The following is a 21,036-nucleotide window of genomic DNA, read 5'->3' on the forward strand; positions in this document are numbered from 1 at the left end:
CCTCCCCGGCTTGTCCACCCGCGGCAAGGCTTGCCGTCAGCTTTGCGCCCGCGCGGCGGAACGCATGGCCATATGTGAGGCCATGAAGGCGCTCTCGTCCTCATTGAGGGGCCGCGGCCGGACATCGCTGCCAAGGGCGGAGACCACTTCGTCGATCTCCAGGAAACGCCGGCCCGGCCGGTCGTAGACGCCGGCCGTGGTGACGACCGTGGCGGCGGTCTCGCCGCTTTCGAGCACGAAGCGGTGACGCCCGAGCGCCTGCGTGCCCTCCCATGTCTCGATGGCGGAATAGACGTGAAAGCGCTGCCACAGGCGGATCTCGCGCACATAGACGGCTTGCAGGCCGCCCAGCATCGGCGCCCATTTGCGCTCGCGTATCATCTTGCCGAGCCCGGCGCGCATGAACAGGTCGATACGGCCGACATCGGCCAGCATCATATAGCGCGCGTTGTTGAGATGCAGGTTGAGGTCGATGTCCGTCGGCAGGCAGCGGAAGGTGAGGCGGGTTTCGGTGCCGACCTGATAGTCGCCCCGGCTTTTCGCCGTGGCCAGCACCCGTGCCAGTCGCGCCCAGACATACATCGCTTTTGCCTTCCGGTGTGGGACCGGGTGGGATGGTCGCGGGCGCAGTGCATTGCACCACGCCCGCTACCGGTTCAGACAAAGTCGCCTGATGGAATCAGGCGGCTTTCTTAGCCTCGGTGCCAGCATAGGGGTTGAAGCGCTGGTAGAAGGTCTCGCCCTTGTCCGCCATTTCAAGCAGCAGCTTCGGCGCCTTGAACTCGGCTCCGTATTTCTTCTGCAGCTTTTTGGCGATCTTGACGAACTTCGCCACGCCGATGCCGTCGATGTAGGACAGCACGCCACCGGTATAGGGCGCGAAACCGAAAGCGAGGATCGAGCCGACATCCGCCTCGCGCGGGTCGGTAACGATCTTTTCCTCCATCACGCGCGCGGCTTCCAGCGCAATGACGAACAGGAAGCGCTGCTTCAGTTCCTCGAAGTCGATCTTGTCGGCGTCCTGTTGCGGATAGAGATCCTTCAGCCCCGCCCACAGATGCTTCTTAGCCGGCTTTTCCGGATAATCGTAGAAGCCCTTGCCGTTCTTGCGGCCGAGGCGGCCGTGCTTGTCGACCATGGTGTCGACCAGCTCCATCTGCCGGGGATCGACGGCCTTGTCGCCCAGATCGCGAATGGTCTGCTTCATGATCTTCTGGGCAAGGTCGATAGCCGTCTCGTCGTTGAGCGACAGCGGGCCGACCGGCATGCCGGCAGCCTTGGCGGCGTTCTCGATCATCGGCGCGGGAACGCCCTCGATGAGCATCTTGTAGGCCTCGGCCATGTAGCGCAGCACGCAGCGGTTGACGAAGAAGCCGCGCGTGTCGTTGACCACGATCGGCGTCTTTTTGATCGCCCGCACATAGTCGATGGCCACGGCCAGCGCCTTGTCGCCGGTTTTCTTGCCGAGGATGATCTCGACCAGCATCATCTTGTCGACCGGCGAGAAGAAGTGGATACCGACAAAGTTCTTCGGGCGCGCCGAATTCTTCGCCAGCGCGGTGATCGGAATGGTCGAGGTGTTGGAGGCGAACACGGCCGTCGACTTCAGCACGGCTTCCGCCTGCTCGGTCGCGGCCTTCTTCACGCCCGAATCCTCGAACACCGCCTCGACCACGAGGTCGCAGCCATTGAGGTCGGCATAGTCGGCGCTGGGCGTGATCAGCGCGAGCAGCTTTTCCTTGTCGGCCTGCGTGGCGCGGCCCTTTTTAATCGCGCCGTCCATCAGGCTTTCCGAATGGGCCTTGCCCTTTTCGGCTCCCGCCTGATCGCGGTCGAGAAGCACCACCGGAATGCCGGCCTTGGCGGTGACGTAGGCGATGCCGGCGCCCATGAAGCCGGCGCCGATGACGCCGATCTTTTTGAACTTCGTTTCCGGCACGCCCTCGGGGCGGCGTGCGCCCTTGTTCAGCTCCTGCAGCGAGATGAACAGCGAGCGGATCATCGCCGCTGCTTCCTGGCTCTGCATGATCTGGGTGAAATAGCGCTGCTCGATGCGAAGTGCGGTGTCGAACGGCACCAGCAGGCCTTCATAGACGCATTTCAGGATCGCGGCCGCAGCCGGATAGTTGCCATAGGTCTCGCGGCGCAGGATGGCGATCGCCGGCGGCCACAGATTGGCTCCCGCCGCCGAGTAGATCGGCCCGCCGGGCAGCCTGAAGCCCTTCTGGTCCCACGGCTGCACGGCCGAAAGGCCATTCCTGATGAGGCCCTTGGCGGTCTCGACCAGCTTGGCCGGCTCGGCGACCTCGGTGATCAGGCCCATCGACTTGGCCTTCTTCGGCGTCAGCGTCTGGCCGGTGGTCAGCATCTGCAGGGCCTGCTGCTGGTCGGTCAGGCGCGGCACGCGCTGGGTGCCGCCGGCGCCCGGGAAGATGCCGATCTTCACTTCGGGAAGCGCCATCTTCACCTTGTCGCTGTCGGCCGCCACGCGCGCATGGCAGGACAGCGAAAGCTCGAAGGCGCCGCCCATGCAGGTACCGTTGATGGCCGAGACCCACGGCTTGCCGCTGGTTTCAAGCTTGCGGAACAGGCCGGTCATGTAGCCGGCCGTCTCGAACAGCTTCTGCGTGGCCTTGGCCGGATCGCTGTCCTTTTCCTCGGCGAAGATGGACAGCATCTTCTGCAGCATGGTGATGTCGGCGCCACCGGAGAACGTGTCCTTGCCGGAGGTGATGACGGCGCCCTTGATGGCGGCGTCGCCGGTCACGCGGTCGACGATGCTGTCCAGCTCACGCATCACCTCTTCGGTGAAGACGTTCATGGAGCGGTCGGGCATGTCCCAGGTAACGAGGGCGATGCCATCGGCGTCGGTTTCGACGGTGAAATTCTTGTAGGTCATTCTTCTGCCCTCCGATCAGACGCGTTCGATGATGGTGGCGGTGCCCATGCCCGCACCGATGCACAGCGTCACCAGCGCGGTGTTGAGGTCGCGCCGCTCCAGTTCGTCCAGCACCGTGCCGAGGATCATAGCGCCGGTGGCTCCCAGCGGATGGCCCATGGCGATCGCGCCGCCGGCGACATTGATCCTGTCGTGCGAAATGTCGAAAGCCTGCATGTAGCGCAGCACCACCGAGGCAAAGGCTTCGTTCAGCTCGAACAGGTCGATGTCGGAAATCTTCATGCGGGCCCGCTTGAGCAGCTTCTCGGTGACGTCGACCGGGCCGGTCAGCATCAGCACCGGCTCGGAGCCGATATTGGCGAAGGCGCGAATGCGGGCGCGGGGCTTCAGGCCCATCGACTTGCCGGCCTTTTTCGAGCCGAGCAGCACGGCAGCGGCACCATCGACGATGCCGGAGGAATTGCCGGCATGGTGGACGTGATTGACCGCCTCGATCTCCGGGTGCTTCTGCACGGCGACCGCATCGAAGCCGCCCATTTCGCCAGGCATTACGAAGGAGGGGTTGAGCGAGGCAAGACCCTGCATGTCGGTCTCGGGGCGCATGTGTTCGTCATGGTCGAGAATGACGAGGCCGTTCTGGTCCCTGACCGGAACGACCGAGTTCTTGAACCAGCCCTTCTTCCACGAATGGGCGGCGCGCTTCTGGCTTTCCACCGCATAGGCATCGACGTCGTCGCGGGAGAAGCCATATTTGGTGGCGATGAGATCCGCCGAAATGCCCTGCGGCACGAACCAGCCGGGGAAGCCGACCGACGGGTCCATGAACCATGCGCCGCCTGCGGCACCCATGCCGATGCGGCTCATCGATTCCACGCCGCCGGCAATCACGATGTCGTCCGCGCCCTGCGCGATCTTGGCCGCGCCCAGATTGATGGCGTCGAGGCCCGACGCGCAGAAGCGCGACAGCTGGATGCCGGGTGCCTTGTCGTCATAGCCGGCCTCGAAGGCGGCGGCGCGCGGAATCACCGCACCTGCTTCGCCGACCGGGTCGACGCAGCCGAAAATGATGTCGTCCACCGTGCCGGTGTCGAGCCCGTTACGGTCGCGGATCGCTTCCAGCGTCTTTGCGGCAAGCCGCACCGCCGGCACTTCGTGCAGCGATCCGTCCTTCTTGCCGCGCCCGCGCGGGGTGCGTACCGCGTCATAGACATAGGCTTCAGCCATGATGTGCTTCCTTCCCTGTAGATTCAAAAACCGGCTCGACGCGAACGTCGGTCCTGACGGAATTGGCGATGTAGCAGACCTCATGCGCCTGGTGATGCAAGTCGTCGAGCGTGGCGCGGTCCGCGTCACAGTCGATGCGGGGCCGCAGCGTCACTTTGGTCAGCGCGACACGGCCATCCGCGTTCTTTTCCAGAATACCTTCCGCCGCATCGTGATAGGCGCGTACGGTGACGCCGGCGCGACGGGCGAGATCGAGGAAGGACATCATGTGGCAGGAGGAAAGTGCTGCCACCATGAGTTCTTCAGGGTCGACGGCGGTGGGATCGGCAAAGGGCTGCGGCACCACCGAGGGCGAGGCCGACGCCCTGATGGCAAGGCCGTTGTCGAAGCGGATTTCATGTACGCGGGAATAGCGGCCGCGCCGGAAATCCTCTTCCGGATTGGCCTTCCATTCGATTTCCGCGACATAGGTGGACATGGAATTCCTCACAGGCTCCTTGCGATCAGAAGCTTCATGATCTCGTTGGTGCCGCCATAGATGCGCTGCACGCGGGCATCGCGCCACATGCGCGCGATCGGATATTCGTTCATGTAGCCATAGCCGCCATGCAGTTGCAGGCACTCGTCCATGACCTTGCCCTGCAGGTCGGAGAGCCAGTATTTGGCCATGGAGGCGGTGGCCGGATCAAGGCCGCCCTCGATATGGCGCTTCACGCAGTCATTGTAGAAGACACGGCCGATGGTGATCTCGGTCTTCAGTTCCGCCAGCCTGAACTGGGTGTTCTGGAAATTGAGGATCGGCTGGCCAAAGGCCTTGCGTTCCTTCACATAGTCAATGGTCAGCGCCAGTGCCCGCTCGGCCATGGCGATGGCCGTGGTGCCGATCATCAGCCGCTCCTGCGGAAGCTGCTGCATGAGCTGGATAAAGCCCTGACCTTCCTCCGTTCCGAGCAGGCTGGAGGTGGGAACGCGCAGATCGTTGAAGAACAGTTCGGAGGTGTCGTTGGCCTTGAGGCCGATCTTGTCGAGGTTGCGGCCGCGCTCGAAGCCTTCGGCCCCGTCGGTCTCGATCACGATCAGCGAGGTGCCCTTGGCGCCCTTGTCCGGATCGGTCTTGGCGACGACGATGATCAGGTTGGCGAGCTGGCCGTTGGTGATGAAGGTCTTGGAGCCGTTGATGCGGTACTGGTTGCCGTCCCTGTCGGCGCGGGTGCGTACGCCCTGAAGGTCAGAACCGGCACCCGGTTCGGTCATGGCGATGGCGCCGATCAGCTCGCCGCTCGCCAGCTTCGGCAGCCACCTCTTCTTCTGCTCTTCCGAGCCGTAATGGAGGATGTAGGGGGCCACGATCGCGTTGTGCAGGCCGATGCCGAAACCGTCGACGCCGACATGGCCGATGGCCTCGATGATCGCGCTCTCATGGGCGAAGCTGCCGCCCGCGCCGCCATACTCCTCCGGCATGGAGGGGCACAACAGGCCGGCCGCGCCGGCCTTTTCCCAGGCGGTGCGGTCGACGATCTCGTTCTTCTCATAGGCGTTGTAATGCGGCGCGATCTCGTCCGACATGAAGCGGTGCGCCATGTCGTAGAGCATGGCGACGTCTTCCTGCGCCCAGTCGGGTTTCGGAACGGACAGAATTTCGGCGGGACTGGTCATGCTTTTCCTCCAGTGTCCCCCTCATGAGAAAAGCGGAGGGGGACGATCCAATCCTGAAACTCTAGAACGCCTCCGCTGGCAGCGCCATCATCGTGTCGGCGCCGGTGGAAATGCGGGCGAGATGCGCGCTGGTTTCCGGCATCACGCGCTCCATGAAGTAGCGCGCGGTGACGATCTTGTTCTCGTGGAAGGCGGTATCGTCGGCGCCGGAGGCCAGCTTCTCCTGCGAGGCCTTGACCATGCGGCCCCACATATAGCCGAGCGCGACGAGGCCGAAGAGATGCAGGTAGTCGGTCGAGGCCGCACCGGCATTGTCGGGCTTGGCCATGGCGTTCTGCATCAGCCACATGGTGGCGGCCTGCAGGTCGTTGAGGCCCTTCTTGATGCCCTTGGTGAAGGGCGCGAGGTTTTCGTCCGCGCGGTTCGCATCGCAGAACTCGCCAACTTCCTTAAAGAAGGCCTGGACGGCGCGACCGCCGTTCAGCGCCAGCTTGCGGCCGACGAGGTCGAGCGCCTGGATGCCGTTTGCGCCCTCGTAGATCATGGCGATGCGGGCATCGCGCACGAACTGGCTCATGCCATGCTCTTCGATATAGCCGTGGCCGCCGAATACCTGCTGCGCCATCACGGCATGCTCAAAACCCTTGTCGGTGAGCACGCCCTTGATGACCGGGGTCATCAGGCCGAGCATGTCGTCGGCTGTCTGGCGCGCCTTCTGGTCGTCCGAGCGGTGGGCGATGTCGGAGTTGAGCGCCGTCCACAGTATCAGCGCGCGGCCGGCCTCGTTGAAGGCGCGCATGGTCATCAGCGCGCGGCGGATGTCGGGGTGAACGATAATCGGATCGGCCTTGCCATTCGGATTCTTCGGCCCGGAGAGCGAGCGGCCCTGAAGGCGTTCGCGGGCATAGGCGACGGCGTTCTGATAGGCGATCTCCGAAACCGACAGGCCCTGCAGGCCGACGCCGAGGCGGGCTTCGTTCATCATCACGAACATGGCCTTGAGGCCGCCATTCTCGGCGCCCAGCAGCGTGCCCTCGGCCTCATCATAGTTCATGACGCAGGTGGCGTTGCCGTGGATGCCCATCTTCTCTTCGAGCGAGCCGCAGGACACGCCGTTGGCGGCACCGGGATTTCCCTCTGCATCGAGCCTGAACTTCGGCACGATGAACAGCGAAATGCCCTTCACGCCTTCCGGCGCGCCCTCGATGCGGGCCAGAACCAGATGGATGATGTTGTCGGCCATGTCGTGATCGCCAGCCGAGATGAAGATCTTCTGGCCGGAAATGCGGTAGGTGCCGTCGCCATTCGGAACCGCCTTGGTGCGCAGCAGGCCGAGATCGGTGCCGCAATGCGGCTCGGTCAGGTTCATGGTGCCGGTCCAGGCGCCGTCGATCATCTTCGGCAGGAAGGTCTGCTTCTGTTCCTCGTTGCCATGCTCGACGATCGCGGCGATCGCGCCCTGGGTGAGGCCCGGATACATCATCAGCGCCATGTTGGACGCCGACAGATATTCGCCGACAGCGGCATGGAGCGTGTAGGGCAGGCCCTGTCCGCCATATTCGGCCGGTGCTGCCAGCCCCATCCAGCCGCCTTCGCGATACTGGCGGTAGGCTTCGCTGAAGCCCTTCGGCGTGGTCACGGAACCGTCGTCGTGGCGTGTGCAGCCTTCCGTGTCGCCGACGCGGTTGAGCGGCAGCATGACATTTTCGGCAAGCTTCGCGCCTTCGGCCAGAACGGCCTCGACAACGTCTGCAGATGCATCGGCAAAGCCGGGCAGGTCGGCATGGCGCTCATAGCCCAGCACGTCGTTGAGAAGATAGAGCGTGTTGCGGACCGGTGACTGGTAGATGGGCATGCAGTTCCTCCACCCCTGTTTATGATGAGGGCGCTCGTCGCGCACTGAAATCGACAATAGCCAAGCCATAACAAACTTTGACGTTTGCGTAAACGTCAATATTGAGGAAAGCCTTCCGATTCACCTTCCGTCAGGTAAGGCAATGCCATTGCAGTTTCATGTTATGATGAATCGGGAGGAGATGCGCCTGTAGCTGGCGCCAGTAGAAGCCGCATTCGCAGGCGGCAAGAAGTCAGTTGGCGGCAGGCAGCAGAACGGTGCGCATGGCTTCGCGAACGATGACCAGCGTGGTGGCGGCGTCGGCCGCTTTGCCGAACAGATAGCCCTGTCCGGACAGGCATCCGAACTGAAGCAGGCAGGCCGCCTGCTCTTCTTCTTCGATGCCCTCGGCCACCACCTCGATACCAAGGCCCTCGCACATCGCCAGTATGGCGCGAATGATGTGCTGCGAGGGCATGTCATCGAGCATGGAGGAGACGAAGGAGCGATCGATCTTGAGCTTGCTGAAAGGAAATTCGCGCAGCCGCCCCAGTGATGACTGGCCGGTGCCGAAGTCGTCAAGCGCGATGCGGATGCCGTGCTGGCGCAGATCATCGATGATTCTGCCGGCCGAGGTCGGGTCGCTCATCAGGCCGGTTTCAGTGATCTCGATTTCCAGCCGTAGCGGGTCGAAACCGGTGCGCTCCAGCATGGCCAGTATGTCCTTGCCGGTGTTGTTGTCGACAAGCTGGGACGGCGACAGGTTGAACGACAGGAACAGGTCTGCCGGCCACGCCTTCGCGGCCTCCACGGCCTTGCGTAGGACCAGTTGAGACAACGGGCCGATGATGCCGCGTTCTTCGGCGATCGGGATGAAAACGGCGGGCGAGACCGGCCCGATATCCGGATCGGTCCAGCGCGCCAGTGTCTCGAAGCCGATGATGCGGCGCGTCGTCAGGTCGACGATAGGCTGGAAATGCGGCTCCACCTCGCCGGCCGAAACGGCGCGGCGCAGGGCCTGCTCGATATGCGTCAGCCTTCTGGCTGCTTCTTCCATCTCGCGGGTGTAGACCACCACCTGCCCGCGCCCGGAGCGCTTGGCGTGATAGAGCGCGGTTTCTGCCTTGTTGAGCAGGATCTCGGTTGTCTCGTCCTGCGAATAGAACAGCGAGCAGCCCGCCGAGGCCGACAGGCGGGCCGTGCGGTCGCCGACATCATAGGGAGCGGACAGGATCTCGATGAGCGTGCGCGCCTTTTCTATCGCGGCTTCCTCGCTGAACACCATCGGGCAGAGCACGGCGAACTCATCGGCGCCGATCCGGCACACGGAAGACTGGCTGTCCATGGAAGCCCTGAGACGCATGGCGATCTGGGTCAGGATCTCGTCGCCGGCCTGATAGCCGAAGAGGTCGTTGATCGGCTTGAAGCCGTCGAGATCGAGTATGCCGATGGCAAACGGGGCAGGATCGTCGGCCCTGTCGCGGATGAGCCGCTCCACCCGGTCGAAGAAGCGGCGGTGATTGCCCAGTCCCGTCAGGGGGTCGGTGAATGCGAGATCGTTTCCGTCTCTGTTTGTTTGCCGGCTGCCAAACGGCATATGCATTGCGAACCCTGAAAAGTTTTAAAAGAAACTTTGGCCACCCTGCCAGAAAAGCCTTTAGGAAAAGTATCTGATGAAATCTTATTTCACGGCTGTAACAATGTTCGCCAGCCTCCGCATTGGCAGGTGAGATCAAGTTCCTTATATCTCACGCCTCAGGACGACGGAGAGCCTTCCATGCCCCTCAAAATTGCGGTTCAGATGGACCATATTTCCACGGTGTCGATTGCCGGCGACACCACATTCGCGCTGTCTCTGGAGGCGCAGCGGCGCGGCCATGCGCTTTATCACTATACGCCTGACCGCCTCTCTTTGCTGGATGGCAAGGTATATGCCCGTCTTGAGGACATGACGGTGCGGGATGAAAAGGGCAGTCATTTCACGCTGGGCGAGCCGGTGCGCACCGATCTGTCGGAGATGGACGTCATTCTGCTGCGGCAGGATCCGCCCTTCGACATGGACTACATCACCACCACCCACATGCTGGAGCGCATCCATCCGCGCACGCTGGTGGTCAACGATCCGGCCTGGGTGCGCAACAGCCCTGAAAAGATCTTCGTCACCGAATTCGCCGACCTGATGCCGGAGACGCTGATCACCAAGGATCCGCAGGAAGTGGCCGATTTCCGCCGGCAATATGGCGACATCATCATCAAGCCGCTTTACGGCAATGGCGGTGCGGGCATCTTCCACCTGCGCGACGACGATCAGAACCTGTCGTCGCTGCTGGAAATGTTCTCGCAGATGTTCCGCGAGCCCTTCATCGTCCAGCGTTATCTCAAGGACGTCCGCAAGGGCGACAAGCGCATCCTGCTCATCGACGGCGAGCCGGTGGGCGCCATCAACCGCGTGCCGGCCGACCATGAATCGCGCTCCAACATGCATGTCGGCGGGCGCGCCGAGAAGACCGAGCTGACCGCTCGCGAGCGTGAGATCTGCGCGGCGATCGGCCCGTCGCTGAAAGAGCGTGGCTTCATTCTGGTCGGTATCGACGTGATCGGCGACTACATGACCGAGATCAACGTGACCTCGCCGACCGGCATCCGTGAGGTGAAGCGCTTCGGCGGCGCCGACATCGCAGCCCTGTTCTGGGATTGCGTCGAGGCCAAGCGCGCCTGATACTCCTTGCAAAGGAGAACACGACGATGACCGGCGACACCGCACGCGAAGCGAGAGAAAAGCTGGAGCAGGCCCGCGAGGTCATCGCCTGGCTGTTGCAGCGCGCCGGCATGGACGGTGCGGAAGGTCAGCGGGCGCTGGACTACTTCGGTGGCGAGGGTTTCGACCGCGATTTTCTGCCATGGCCGCGCCACGCGGGCGAATCGCTTCATCCCGACGAACTCAACGCCGCCAATGACGATTGACGGGGACGATTGACGGGGACAATTGAAACGCCGCCGGCTGAGGGCGGGTGCGCCGGTCACTCGAAGGCGATCGCCTGAAGGGCGGAGCCGTTGCGTTTCAGCCATGCCTTGCAGCGCTCGGTGTCGGGGCACAGTTCCGTGCACAGTTTCCAGAATTTCGGCCCGTGATTCATCTCGCGCAGATGCGCGACCTCGTGGGCGACCAGGTAATTGATGACCGGTCGCGGCGCCATCATGATGCGCCATGAGAAGGACAGCGTACCGTCCGAGGTGCAGGAACCCCAGCGGCTGGTGGTATCCCTGAAGCGCACGGCTTTGGCCTTGCGGCCGACGGTTGCGGTGTGTTTTTCCACCAGAGCGCCAATCTCGCGGCGGGCTTCGCGCTTCAAAAAATCGGCCACCCGTCGCGGCAGGTGAATGCGCTCGCCATGCACGACGATGGTCCGGCCGCCTTCATCCTCCTGCACGCTGACCGTGCCGCGCCTGCCCGGCTCATGCACGATCAGATGCGGCACGCCGTAAAGCGGTATCTTCACGCCGGGGCGCACATTGGGCCTGTCCGGCACTTTCGCCAGCTTCTCTTCCAGCCAGCCCTGATGGCGATGCAGGAAATTGTCCACCTCGCTGCGGCGCAGGCCGGGCGGTACGGTGATGCGCAATCCCTGTCCGCCGGCATCGATGCGCAGGGTCAGGCGGCGGGCGCGGCCGTTCTCCACGATGCGCAGCGGCAGCGTGCGCCCGGCAACCGTATGCTCGCGCAGCTCCGGCTGCTGCGGCACGGGCTTCGCAGGTCGGTTGAGATTGCGGAAGAAGCCGAATGACATGACCTCACCATAGTCGATTCGTCCCCCGGATGAACGGGCGGGATGAAGGGTGATTTGAAGCCGGGCGGAAGGAACAAACGAAAACGGCGCCGCAAGGCGACGCCGTTCGTTGCAGGAAAGGCTGAGATCAGTCGTCGAGCAGGGTGTCGTCCGACTTCCCGCCACGCTTCTTCGGTGTGCTTGCGGTGGTCGCCGGAGCGGTCGAGCGGTTGCGGTTCGCCATGAAGCGATCGAATTCTTCCTGATCCTTGGCGCGACGCAACTCACGCGCATACTCATCGAACTCGCTCAGCATTTCGTCGAGCTTGCGGCGTTCCTCGTCAAGGCGGGAGAGTTCCCTCTCGCGCCAGTCGTCGAAGGCGACATTGCCGGTGCGGGTGCGGCCCCAGCCTTGCGCCTTGTCGGCACCACGGCGGCAGCCGGCAAAGATGCCGTCGGTCGCCCGGTTGACGTCCTTCTTGAAGCCTTCCAGCCTGTCTCCCCAGATGATGTAGGCGAGCATGGCGAGGCCGAGGGGCCAGAACACCATGAAGCCGATCACCATCAGCGCGATGGTCGCCGGCGTCCATGCCGGGCGGATCAGTGCAGTCGTGTTCATGTTCTTCGCGTTCCTTCAGTTGGAGCGGGCCGGTCCGGCCGCCTGAAAAAAACATGGGAAGCGAAAAATGGCGATTCAAGATAAAGCCGCCGGAAACCTTGCAGGCTCCCGGTTTCGTTAGGCTTTTTTGACGTGGTCGAGCGCGAGGACGGCAAGGCCCGCCACCAGCCCCCAGAAGGCGGAACCGATGCCGGACAGCACAAGCCCCGAAGCGGTGACGGCAAAGGTGACGGTCGCGGCCATGCGCTCGTTTTCTTTCTGGAGGGCGATGGTGAGGGCGTTGGTGAGGGGGCCGAGCAGCGCCAGTCCCGCCACCAGCGCGATGAGGCTTTGCGGCAGCACCGCGAAGATCGCCACCAGCGAGGCGCCGAACAAAGCGAAGATCAGATAGGCGAGCGCATAGAATGGCCCGGTCTTCCAGCGCTCGGCCGGATCGGGATGCACGTCCGGTCCGGTGCAGATGGCAGCCGAGATCGCCGCGAGATTGGTGGTCGAGGCTCCGAAAGGCGCGGTCAGCACCGAAAAAAGGCCGGTGACGCCAATCAGCGGGGCGGGGTCGGGCTCATAACCGGAGGCACGCAGCACGGCGAGGCCCGACAGGTTCTGCGAGGCCATGGTGACCAGATAAAGCGGCACGGCGAGGCCGACGACGGCGCCGGCCGAAAATTCCGGCCAGATCCATGTCAGCGTCGAAATCTCCGGCGTTGGCAGGCCGCCCACGCGGCCGGTCAGGAAAGCCGCGGCCCCGCCGCCGATCAGCACCGCCAGAACGGAAATGGCCGGGTTGATCAGCCTGAGCACGAAGAAGGCGGCAATCAGCGGCACGATCAGCCACGGGTCGAGCGGCACCGTCTTTGCCGCTTCGGTGGCGAAGGTCACGACGATGCCGGCCAGCATGCCGGAGGCGACCGAGGCCGGGATGCGCGAGATCAGCGTGGTCAGCGGACGGAAAAGAGCCGTGGCCACGAGGAGCGCGCCGGCAATGAGAAAGGCGCCAACCGCCTCGTTCATGGAAAAGCCGCTGGAAGCGGCAATCAGCGCAACGCCCGGTGTCGACCAGGCGGTGATGACCGGCATTTTCGTGCGCCATGAAAGCCATGCCGTCTCGAAAGCCATGGCAAGGCAGAGCGCGGTGACCCAGCTTGCCGTCTGCAACTGGGTAGCGCCCACCGCCACGGCGGCGGCAATGACGATGGCGAGCGTTCCGCCGAAGCCGACAATGGCGGCCACGAAGGCCGATACGGGAATGGATATGCGCATATGGCGGAAGCTCGCGAGGGAAAGGGATCAGGTATTTTGCCGGCTGGCTTGCGCTGCCATGTCGCGCACGGCTGAAATCAGCAGCTCGATGTCCTGCGGCCGCGACAGGCGGTGGTCGCCATCCGGCACCAGCGAGAGCGTGACGTCGTCGGCCGGCAGGAGGCTGACCAGCTTCAGCGCATGGGAATGCGGCACCGATTCATCCTGCATGCCCTGCAGGATGTGAACCGGGCAGTGCGTGTCGATCGGGGCATTCATCATGAGATTCGCCCGCCCGTCCTCGATCAGGTCGCGCGTGTAGATATAGGGCTCGTCGACATAGTCTGAGGGGATCTCGAAATAACCCTGTTCCGCGAGTTCGCGGCGCTGTTCATCGGTCATGGCCGGTTCTACCAGTTCAGCGGTGAAGTCCGGCGCGGGCGCGATCAACACCAGCCCCCGGACGCGGCTTTCGCCCGCCTTCAGCAGTTCCTGCACCATGCGCAGCGCAATCCATCCGCCCATGGACGAGCCGACGAGCACCTGCGGTCCGCGCGTGTGGCGGGCAAAAACGGCAAGGCTCTCGCGCAGCCATTTCGAGATGGTGCCGTCTGCGAACTCGCCGCCTGATTCGCCATGGCCCGAATAGTCGTGGCGCAGAAAGGCGCGACCCTGTCCCGTTGCCCATTCGGCAAGCGCTTCGGCCTTGGTGCCCAGCATGTCGGACTTGTAGCCCCCAAGCCACATGACCCCCGGCGCGTCGCCTTCCTGACGGCGCACGGCGATGCTTGTGCCGTCGACATCCACGAACTCGACTTGGCGTGTATTCATGTTATGCTTCCCTGGAAGGTGATCTTGCTCGCAGCGCCTGGCTGCATGAAAAAGCGCTCATGCGCTTTCTGCACCTCATGCTGACAGGCGCAACGGATTTTCGTGATTTTCGTTGTTTGCTGTGCTATTGACACCGCGCACCCGTTCCCCACATAGGCGTTCCCCGCAAAGGCGCCTCCGCACTCGCATATCAATAATTCGAGGAGAATACGACCATTCGCAGACCTTTCAAAGCAGCAGCGCCCACCAAGGACGGGCCGCGCGCTAACCGGGACATCAAGGTTCCCCGTATCCAGCTCATCGATGCCGACGGCAACAATCGCGGCGAAATCGCCACAAGCGAGGCTCTCCTGCTCGCTGAAGAGGCCGGGCTGGACCTCGTCGAGATTTCTCCCAATGCCAATCCGCCGGTCGCCAAGATTCTCGATCTCGGCAAGCTGAAATATGCCACCCAGAAGAAGGCGGCTGAAGCCCGCAAGAACCAGAAGGTCATCGAGATCAAGGAGATCAAGATGCGCCCGAACATCGACGACCACGATTACGAGGTCAAGATGAAGGCGGCGCGCCGGTTCTTCGATGAGGGTGACAAGGTCAAGGTGACCCTGCGCTTCCGTGGCCGCGAAATGGCTCACATGGAACTCGGCATGCAGCTTCTCAACAAGGTGCGCGAAGAGACCGCCACGATCGCCAAGGTCGAAGCCGAGCCCAAGCTCGAAGGCCGCCAGATGATGATGGTGCTGGCACCGCGCTGACGCGTGAGCCGGCAAAGTTTTGCGGCGCTGCCAGAAATGGCGGCGCCGTTTGCTTTTGACGCTATCTCCTCCGGGCGCTGCATCACCCGGGCATGATCGAAAATGGCAGAGGAGATGGTCGCATTGCGGCGCTGCTGCCATCGTTATGCCGCAACTGTGCTGCAGAGGCATCCAACCGTGGAGAGGATGCCGCCCATGCCTGCTGTTCAGAATGCCACTCCCGATTCCGGCCGGCAGCAACAGGGGCAAAGCCTCAGTCGCTATCAGCGCACCCGCCGTTACATGCTGGCGGGGCTGTTGGTTCTCCTGTGCGCCCTGCTGCTGTTCGGGCAGTCGACTTTCCCGCCGGAATCCGTGGTGCACGAGACCATCGAGATGTTCGGTGTTCTGCTGATCTTTCTCGGCATCGTCGGCCGCCTTTGGTCGACGCTTTATATCGGTGGCCGCAAATCTGCCGAGGTGGTGACTGGCGGTCCCTATTCGATCACACGCAATCCCCTTTATGTGTTCTCGACCGTGGCGGCTGCCGGCGTCGGCGCCCAGATGGGCTCGTTCACCGCCATGTTCGGCTTCGCGCTTTTGTGCGCTCTGGCCTTTCACGTCGTCATCCTGCGCGAGGAGCGGTTTCTCAAGGAGGTTCTCGGCGCGCCCTATGAAGCCTATCTGGCACGGGTGCCGCGTTTCTTCCCCCGGCTGTCGCTCTATGAGGAGGGCGACACCGGTTCGTTCCAGCCGAAACTTCTGAAGACCACCCTTCTCGACGGGCTGGTCTTCCTGCTCGCCATGCCTTTCTTCGAATCGATCGACAGCGCCCAGATGGCGGGCGTGCTGCCGGTTCTGTTCACGGTGCCCTGAAGCCATGTCGCTGACGACGGGGTGTTGCGCTTTGTGCGGCATTGCCGTATAGACCCGCCGTTCATGAAAACCGCCCGGCAGGGCATGCCGTGGCGGTTTCGCTTGCTTTCCGGACTTTGGTCGGTCCGGAGCGAAGACAAGGGCGAACCCGCCCGATAAGGAGACAAGCAAAATGCCCAAGATGAAGACCAAATCTTCCGCCAAGAAGCGGTTCAAGATCACCGGCACCGGCAAGGTGCTTTCGGCCGCCGCCGGCAAGCGCCACGGCATGATCAAGCGGTCCAACAAGTTCATCCGCGATGCCCGCGGCACCATGGTTCTCGCAGAGCCGGATGCCAAGAAGGTCATCAGGAATTTCCTGCCTAACGGCGGCGGCATCTGAGCCGGTTGGAACGATATTAAGGAGATCATGACATGCGCGTGAAAAGAGGCACTACCGGCCACGCCAAGCACAAGAAGGTTCTGAAAGCCGCCAAGGGCTTTTACGGCCGTCGCAAGAACACCATCCGCATCGCCAAGCAGGCGGTCGAGAAGTCGCTGCAGTACGCCTACCGCGACCGCAAGGCCCGCAAGCGCAATTTCCGCGCCCTGTGGATCCAGCGCATCAACGCTGCGGTGCGTGAGCACGGCCTGACCTACGGCCGCTTCATCGACGGCCTGAACAAGGCCGGCATCGAGATCGACCGCAAGGTTCTGTCCGACATGGCCATCCATGAGCCGCAGGCTTTCGCCGCTCTGGTTGCGAAGTCGAAGACTGCGCTTGAGTATCTCAAGGACACCACGCCGAACGCTTTTGAAAGCGCTGTAGCTTAAGCCAGCGTTTTCCCGAAGTTCTGCAACACTACGATTTGGGAAACCCGCGCTGGCAGGGCTGGCGCGGGTTTTTCTTATGGAACGAGATGAGCAAGGCCGTACAGGACGACAGCACGGATATGCTTTCCGCCGAAGGGCTGGCGACGCTGGTGCGCCTTCTGGCGGCGAATGCACGTGCGCGCGTTGCGCGGGCCGATATCGACGGGCGCCACGTTTGGATCAAGCGCTATGATGTCGAGCGCCAGCCTTTCGGCAAGCTCCTTCATCGCGCCATTTCTCCGCTTCTGCCGGTTTTCCTGCGCTCCTCGCGCGCCGCGCCGGGATCGCTCGGCGTGGAGCGGGAACGGCGCAAGATGAACCTGTTTCGGGAGGCCGGTTTGCCGGTGGCCGACATCGTGTTCGGCAACGAGGCTGTTCTGGTGCTTTCCGATGTCGGCAGGGTAACGCAGGCGCGCCTCGGCGACCTGCACGCCGCCGACCCCGTCGCCCACGACGAATTGCTGGTGACGCTCGCCGAAGGGCTGGGCGATGCGCATCGGGCCGGACTTTGCCATGGCAGGCCGCATCCGCGCGACATGTTCCTGCCTGATCCGGCGAAAGGTGACGGGCGCGTCGGTTTCCTGGATTTCGAGGAAGAGCCGGAAGCGGTGATGCCGCTTGCGATGGCGCAGGCGCGCGACCTGTGGCTGCTGTTCCTGCAAATTACCGCGCGTGCGATCTCTCCCGATACGCCGGCCCATGCGTTTGCCGCCTATCATGGCGCAGCTCCGTCGGCCGTCATGCCGCCGCTGGCCCGCCTCGTCGCCTTCTTTCATCTCTGGCTGACGCCATTGCGGCTTTTGCCGGAAACGCTGCTGGGCAAGGACGCGCTTTATGCGGTGAAGGCCACGTCTTTCCTGAAAAATGCGCTTGATGCCGAACCGGCATCCGCGCCATCTCTTCAAGCTACCGGCCACGAGCGGCCCAGAGGACAATCATGACTGATATCGATCAACTGGAACGAACGCTGTCGGACGCGATTGCCGGCGCGGGTGACGAGGCCGCGATCGAAGCGGTCAGGGTTTCGGCACTCGGCAAGAAGGGCTCGATCTCGGAACTGCTGAAGACGCTGGGCGCCATGAGCGCCGAGGAGCGGCAGGTGAAGGGCCCGGCAATCAATGGCCTGAAGAACCGCATCACCGAGGCGCTCTCCGCCCGCCGGACTGCATTGCGCGACGTCGCCATCACCGCGCGGCTGGAGGCCGAGAAGGTAGACGTCACGCTGCCGGTGCGTTCCTCTCCGGCCGAGCGCGGCCGCATCCACCCCATCAGCCAGGTGATCGATGAGATCGCCGCCATCTTCGGCGACCTCGGCTTCGCCATCGCCGAAGGGCCGGATATCGAGACCGACTATTACAATTTCACCGCGCTGAACTTCCCCGAAGGCCATCCGGCGCGCGAAATGCACGACACCTTCTTCTTCCAGCCGGACGAAAAGGGCGAGCGCAAGGTGCTGCGCACCCACACCTCGCCGGTGCAGATCCGCACGATGGAACAGCAGAAGCCGCCGATCCGCATCGTCATTCCCGGCAAGACCTACCGGCAGGATTCCGATGCCACTCATTCGCCCATGTTCCACCAGGTCGAGGGGCTGGTCATCGACAAGACCGCCAATGTCGCCAACATGAAATGGGTGCTGGAGGAATTCTGCAAGGCTTTCTTCGAGGTGCCGTCGGTCAGAATGCGCTTCCGTCCGAGCTTCTTCCCCTTCACCGAGCCGTCGCTGGAGGTTGACATCCAGTGCGATCGCTCGCGGCCGGGCGAGGTGCGCTTCGGCGAGGGCAATGACTGGATGGAAATTCTCGGCTGCGGCATGGTCCATCCCAATGTCATGCGCGCCGGAGGCCTCGATCCGGACGAGTATCAGGGCTTTGCCTGGGGCATGGGCATCGACCGCATCGCCATGCTGAAATACGGCATGCCGGATCTGCGCGCCTTCTTCGACGCCGATGTGCGCTGGCTCCAGCATTACGGTTTCCGCCCGCTCGACCTGCCGACCCTGTTCGGCGGACTGAGCAACTGATCGCGCGGCAAGGAACAGACACATGAAATTCACCCTCTCCTGGCTGAAAGAGCACCTCGAAACCGACGCCACGCTGGACGAGATCGTCGAGCGGCTGACGGCCATCGGCCTCGAAGTCGAATCCGTCGACGACAAGGCGGCCTTGAAGCCCTTCGTCATTGCAAAGGTGCTGACCGCCGAAAAGCACCCCGACGCCGACAAGCTGCGCGTTCTGTCGGTGGACACTGGTGCCGGCGCTCCCATACAGGTCGTCTGCGGCGCGCCCAACGCGCGGGCCGGTCTGGTTGGCGCCTTCGCCGCTCCCGGCACTTATGTGCCCGGCATCGACGTCACGCTTTCGGTCGGCAAGATCCGCGGCGTCGAGAGCCACGGCATGATGTGTTCGGAGCGCGAACTGCAGCTTTCCGACGAGCATGACGGCATCATCGATCTGCCGCCCGATGCGCCGGTCGGCACGTCTTACGCAAGCTGGGCGGAACTGGACGATCCGGTCATCGAGATCAACCTGACGCCCAATCGTCCCGATGCCACCGGCGTCTACGGCATCGCGCGCGATCTCGCGGCATCTGGCCTTGGCACACTGAAGACCGGCCCGGTCTCAGCCGTCGCCGGCAAGGGCGAGACGCCGGTGAAGCTGACCATCGAGGCGCCCGACCTGTGCCCCGGCTTCGCGCTGCGCCTTGTGCGTGGAGTGAAGAACGGCCCGTCGCCGAAATGGATGCAGAAGCGGCTGATCGCCATCGGCCTTCGCCCCATCAACACGCTGGTCGATATCACCAACTACATCACCTTCGACCGTGGCCGTCCGCTGCATGTGTTCGATGCGAAGAAGGTCGCCGGCAATCTCGTGGTGCGCCGTGCAAAGGATGGCGAAAAAGTGCTGGCGCTCGATGGGCGCGAGTATCAGCTGACGCCGGAGATGTGCGTCATCGCCGATGACAATGGCGTGGAATCCATCGCCGGCATCATGGGCGGCGAGCTTTCCGGCTGTGACGAGAACACCACCGAGGTGCTGATCGAATCCGCGCTCTGGGATGCGCTCAACGTCGCCCGCACCGGTCGCGCGCTCGGCATCATCACCGACGCCCGCTATCGTTTCGAGCGCGGTGCCGACCCTGAATACATGGTGCCGGGGCTGGAACTGGCCACCCGCATGGTTCTCGACCTGTGCGGCGGCGAGCCGACCGAGGCGCAGGTTGTCGGCTATGCCGGACATAAGCCGAAGATCGTCTCCTTTCCGCTGGCGGAAGTGAAGCGGCTGACCGGCCTCGACGTGCCCAAGGACGAGAGCCTGTCGATCCTCACCCGCCTCGGCTTCAAACCGCTCGGCAATGGCGATGTGGTCGATGTCGAGGTGCCGTCATGGCGGCCGGATGTCGATGGCAAGGCCGATCTGGTGGAAGAGGTGATGCGCATCCACGGCGTCGACGAGATCGAGTCTCGGCCGTTGTCCAGCCACGATGCGGTCAACGGCAAGATCCTCACCACGCTGCAGATCCGCAGCCGCTTCGCCCGGCGCGCTCTGGCCGTGCGCGGCATGCTGGAGGCGGTCACGTGGTCCTTCATCCCGGCAAAGCACGCTGAATTGTTCGGCGGCGGGCAGGCGGCGCTGAAGCTCGCCAACCCAATTGCTTCCGACATGTCGGACATGCGCCCCTCGCTGCTGCCCGGCCTGATTGCGGCGGCCCAGCGCAACGCGGATCGCGGCATGGGCGACGTCGCCCTGTTCGAGGTCTCCGGCACCTATGAGGGCGACACGCCGGAAAAGCAGCGCCGCGTTGCGGCAGGCATCCGCCGGGGCACCGCGAAGCTGGAAGGCTCAGGCCGCTACTGGAGCGGCAATGCCGCACCGGTCGGCGTCTATGACGCCAAGGCCGATGCCATCGCCGCGCTGGAAGCCTGCGGCGCGCCGGTGGACCGCTTGCAGATCGAGGCCGCCGCGCCTGGCTGGTATCATCCGGGCCGCTCGGGCGTGATAAAACTCGGTCCCAAGGTGGTGCTCGGCCATTTCGGCGAGTTCCATCCGAAGGTGCTGGAAGCACTCGACGCCAGCGGCCCGCTGGCCGGCTTCGAGGTGTTCGTGGACGCTGTTCCTGAAGCCAAGGCCAAGCCGACCCGCACCAAGCCGAAGCTGGAGCTTTCCGCCTTCCAGGCGGTGAAGCGCGACTTCGCCTTCGTAGTTGAAAAGGCTGTGGAGGCAGGGTCGTTGGTCAAGGCAGCCCTTGTCGCCGACAGGAAGCTGGTCACCGACGTCAATGTGTTCGACATTTTCGAGGGTGCTTCGCTGGGCGAGGGCAAAAAATCCATCGCCATCGAAGTCACCATCCAGCCCGTCGAAAAGACGCTGACCGAAGAGGATTTCGAGGCGCTGGCTGGCCGCATCGTCGAGAATGTCAAGAAGCAGACCGGCGGCGCGCTGCGCGGCTGAACGGCCTGAAGACATGATGAAGCGGGCAGGCGGATCGCTCCGCCTGCCCGCAGTCGT

At 63.3% G+C, this 21,036-nt stretch carries 20 protein-coding genes; 9 read left to right on the forward strand and 11 right to left on the reverse strand.

From position 1 onward, the window contains the following. Nucleotides 1-36 precede the first annotated feature (36 nt). The 7 genes from MIC97_RS12565 to MIC97_RS12595 all read right to left on the reverse strand — a co-directional run bounded on the left by MIC97_RS12565 (nucleotide 37) and on the right by MIC97_RS12595 (nucleotide 9,216). Nucleotides 37-582, reverse strand: a complete 546-nt coding sequence (locus MIC97_RS12565) for a thioesterase family protein (RefSeq protein WP_239800300.1) — start codon at nucleotides 580-582, stop codon at nucleotides 37-39. A gap of 97 nt (nucleotides 583-679) precedes the next feature. Then, entirely contained in the window at nucleotides 680-2,899 is a 2,220-nt protein-coding gene (locus MIC97_RS12570; protein ID WP_239800301.1) for an FAD-dependent oxidoreductase, read from the reverse strand. Between the two features lie 15 nt (nucleotides 2,900-2,914). Beyond that, entirely contained in the window at nucleotides 2,915-4,123 is a 1,209-nt protein-coding gene (locus MIC97_RS12575) for an acetyl-CoA C-acetyltransferase (protein ID WP_239800302.1), read from the reverse strand. Beyond that, nucleotides 4,116-4,601, reverse strand: coding sequence for an OsmC family protein (locus MIC97_RS12580; protein WP_239800303.1), 486 nt, complete (start codon nucleotides 4,599-4,601; stop codon nucleotides 4,116-4,118). Before MIC97_RS12580 ends, MIC97_RS12575 begins: the two co-directional genes overlap by 8 nt. An 8-nt stretch (nucleotides 4,602-4,609) precedes the next feature. Next, nucleotides 4,610-5,779, reverse strand: a complete 1,170-nt coding sequence (locus tag MIC97_RS12585; protein ID WP_239800304.1) for an acyl-CoA dehydrogenase family protein — start codon at nucleotides 5,777-5,779, stop codon at nucleotides 4,610-4,612. Nucleotides 5,780-5,840: 61 nt separating this feature from the next. After that, a complete protein-coding gene (locus MIC97_RS12590) occupies nucleotides 5,841-7,634 on the reverse strand; it encodes an acyl-CoA dehydrogenase C-terminal domain-containing protein (RefSeq protein WP_239800305.1) in 1,794 nt (597 codons plus the stop codon). Between the two features lie 232 nt (nucleotides 7,635-7,866). Next, nucleotides 7,867-9,216, reverse strand: a complete 1,350-nt coding sequence (locus MIC97_RS12595; RefSeq protein WP_239800306.1) for an EAL domain-containing protein — start codon at nucleotides 9,214-9,216, stop codon at nucleotides 7,867-7,869. A 174-nt stretch (nucleotides 9,217-9,390) separates the two neighbouring features. On the opposite strand from MIC97_RS12595, the gene gshB reads away from it, so the two are divergent. Together gshB and MIC97_RS12605 are read left to right on the forward strand one after the other, a co-directional pair. Beyond that, nucleotides 9,391-10,332 (forward strand): glutathione synthase, encoded by a 942-nt coding sequence (gene gshB, locus MIC97_RS12600; RefSeq protein ID WP_239800307.1) that lies wholly within the window; start codon nucleotides 9,391-9,393, stop codon nucleotides 10,330-10,332. Nucleotides 10,333-10,358: 26 nt separating this feature from the next. Beyond that, nucleotides 10,359-10,577, forward strand: coding sequence for a hypothetical protein (locus MIC97_RS12605; protein WP_183826689.1), 219 nt, complete (start codon nucleotides 10,359-10,361; stop codon nucleotides 10,575-10,577). 56 nt (nucleotides 10,578-10,633) lie between these two features. Here MIC97_RS12605 and MIC97_RS12610 read toward each other — a convergent pair whose 3' ends face one another. From MIC97_RS12610 to MIC97_RS12625, 4 genes are all read right to left on the reverse strand, one after another. Next, nucleotides 10,634-11,401, reverse strand: coding sequence for a M48 family metallopeptidase (locus tag MIC97_RS12610; protein ID WP_239800308.1), 768 nt, complete (start codon nucleotides 11,399-11,401; stop codon nucleotides 10,634-10,636). Nucleotides 11,402-11,528: 127 nt separating this feature from the next. Then, nucleotides 11,529-11,999: a DUF2852 domain-containing protein gene (locus MIC97_RS12615; protein ID WP_239800309.1), complete on the reverse strand. Its 471-nt coding sequence runs from the start codon at nucleotides 11,997-11,999 to the stop codon at nucleotides 11,529-11,531. 117 nt (nucleotides 12,000-12,116) lie between these two features. Then, nucleotides 12,117-13,259 carry a benzoate/H(+) symporter BenE family transporter gene (locus MIC97_RS12620; protein WP_239800310.1) on the reverse strand — a complete coding sequence of 381 codons (1,143 nt, stop codon included), beginning with the start codon at nucleotides 13,257-13,259 and terminating at the stop codon, nucleotides 12,117-12,119. Nucleotides 13,260-13,286: 27 nt separating this feature from the next. Next, nucleotides 13,287-14,069 (reverse strand): alpha/beta hydrolase, encoded by a 783-nt coding sequence (locus MIC97_RS12625; protein ID WP_239800311.1) that lies wholly within the window; start codon nucleotides 14,067-14,069, stop codon nucleotides 13,287-13,289. 215 nt (nucleotides 14,070-14,284) lie between these two features. On the opposite strand from MIC97_RS12625, the gene infC reads away from it, so the two are divergent. The 7 genes from infC to pheT all read left to right on the forward strand — a co-directional run bounded on the left by infC (nucleotide 14,285) and on the right by pheT (nucleotide 20,979). After that, on the forward strand, nucleotides 14,285-14,821 hold the full coding sequence (gene infC / locus MIC97_RS12630; RefSeq protein WP_239801124.1) for a translation initiation factor IF-3: 537 nt from the start codon (nucleotides 14,285-14,287) through the stop codon (nucleotides 14,819-14,821). A 282-nt stretch (nucleotides 14,822-15,103) separates the two neighbouring features. Further along, nucleotides 15,104-15,676, forward strand: a complete 573-nt coding sequence (locus MIC97_RS12635) for an isoprenylcysteine carboxylmethyltransferase family protein (protein WP_239801125.1) — start codon at nucleotides 15,104-15,106, stop codon at nucleotides 15,674-15,676. A 172-nt stretch (nucleotides 15,677-15,848) separates the two neighbouring features. Then, nucleotides 15,849-16,058 (forward strand): 50S ribosomal protein L35, encoded by a 210-nt coding sequence (rpmI, locus tag MIC97_RS12640; RefSeq protein WP_239800312.1) that lies wholly within the window; start codon nucleotides 15,849-15,851, stop codon nucleotides 16,056-16,058. Nucleotides 16,059-16,090: 32 nt separating this feature from the next. Next, a complete protein-coding gene (rplT, locus tag MIC97_RS12645) occupies nucleotides 16,091-16,489 on the forward strand; it encodes a 50S ribosomal protein L20 (protein ID WP_183826710.1) in 399 nt (132 codons plus the stop codon). A gap of 86 nt (nucleotides 16,490-16,575) precedes the next feature. Continuing rightward, complete coding sequence (locus MIC97_RS12650) at nucleotides 16,576-17,469, forward strand: lipopolysaccharide kinase InaA family protein (RefSeq protein WP_239800313.1); 894 nt, start codon at nucleotides 16,576-16,578, stop codon at nucleotides 17,467-17,469. After that, a complete protein-coding gene (gene pheS, locus MIC97_RS12655) occupies nucleotides 17,466-18,551 on the forward strand; it encodes a phenylalanine--tRNA ligase subunit alpha (protein ID WP_239800314.1) in 1,086 nt (361 codons plus the stop codon). The genes MIC97_RS12650 and pheS overlap by 4 nt, the downstream gene beginning before the upstream one ends. Nucleotides 18,552-18,573: 22 nt before the next feature. Beyond that, nucleotides 18,574-20,979: a phenylalanine--tRNA ligase subunit beta gene (pheT, locus tag MIC97_RS12660; protein WP_239800315.1), complete on the forward strand. Its 2,406-nt coding sequence runs from the start codon at nucleotides 18,574-18,576 to the stop codon at nucleotides 20,977-20,979. The last annotated feature ends 57 nt before the right edge of the window (nucleotides 20,980-21,036 follow it).

This window comes from Aquamicrobium sp. NLF2-7 (assembly GCF_022359935.1).
GTDB lineage: Bacteria > Pseudomonadota > Alphaproteobacteria > Rhizobiales > Rhizobiaceae > Mesorhizobium > Mesorhizobium lusatiense.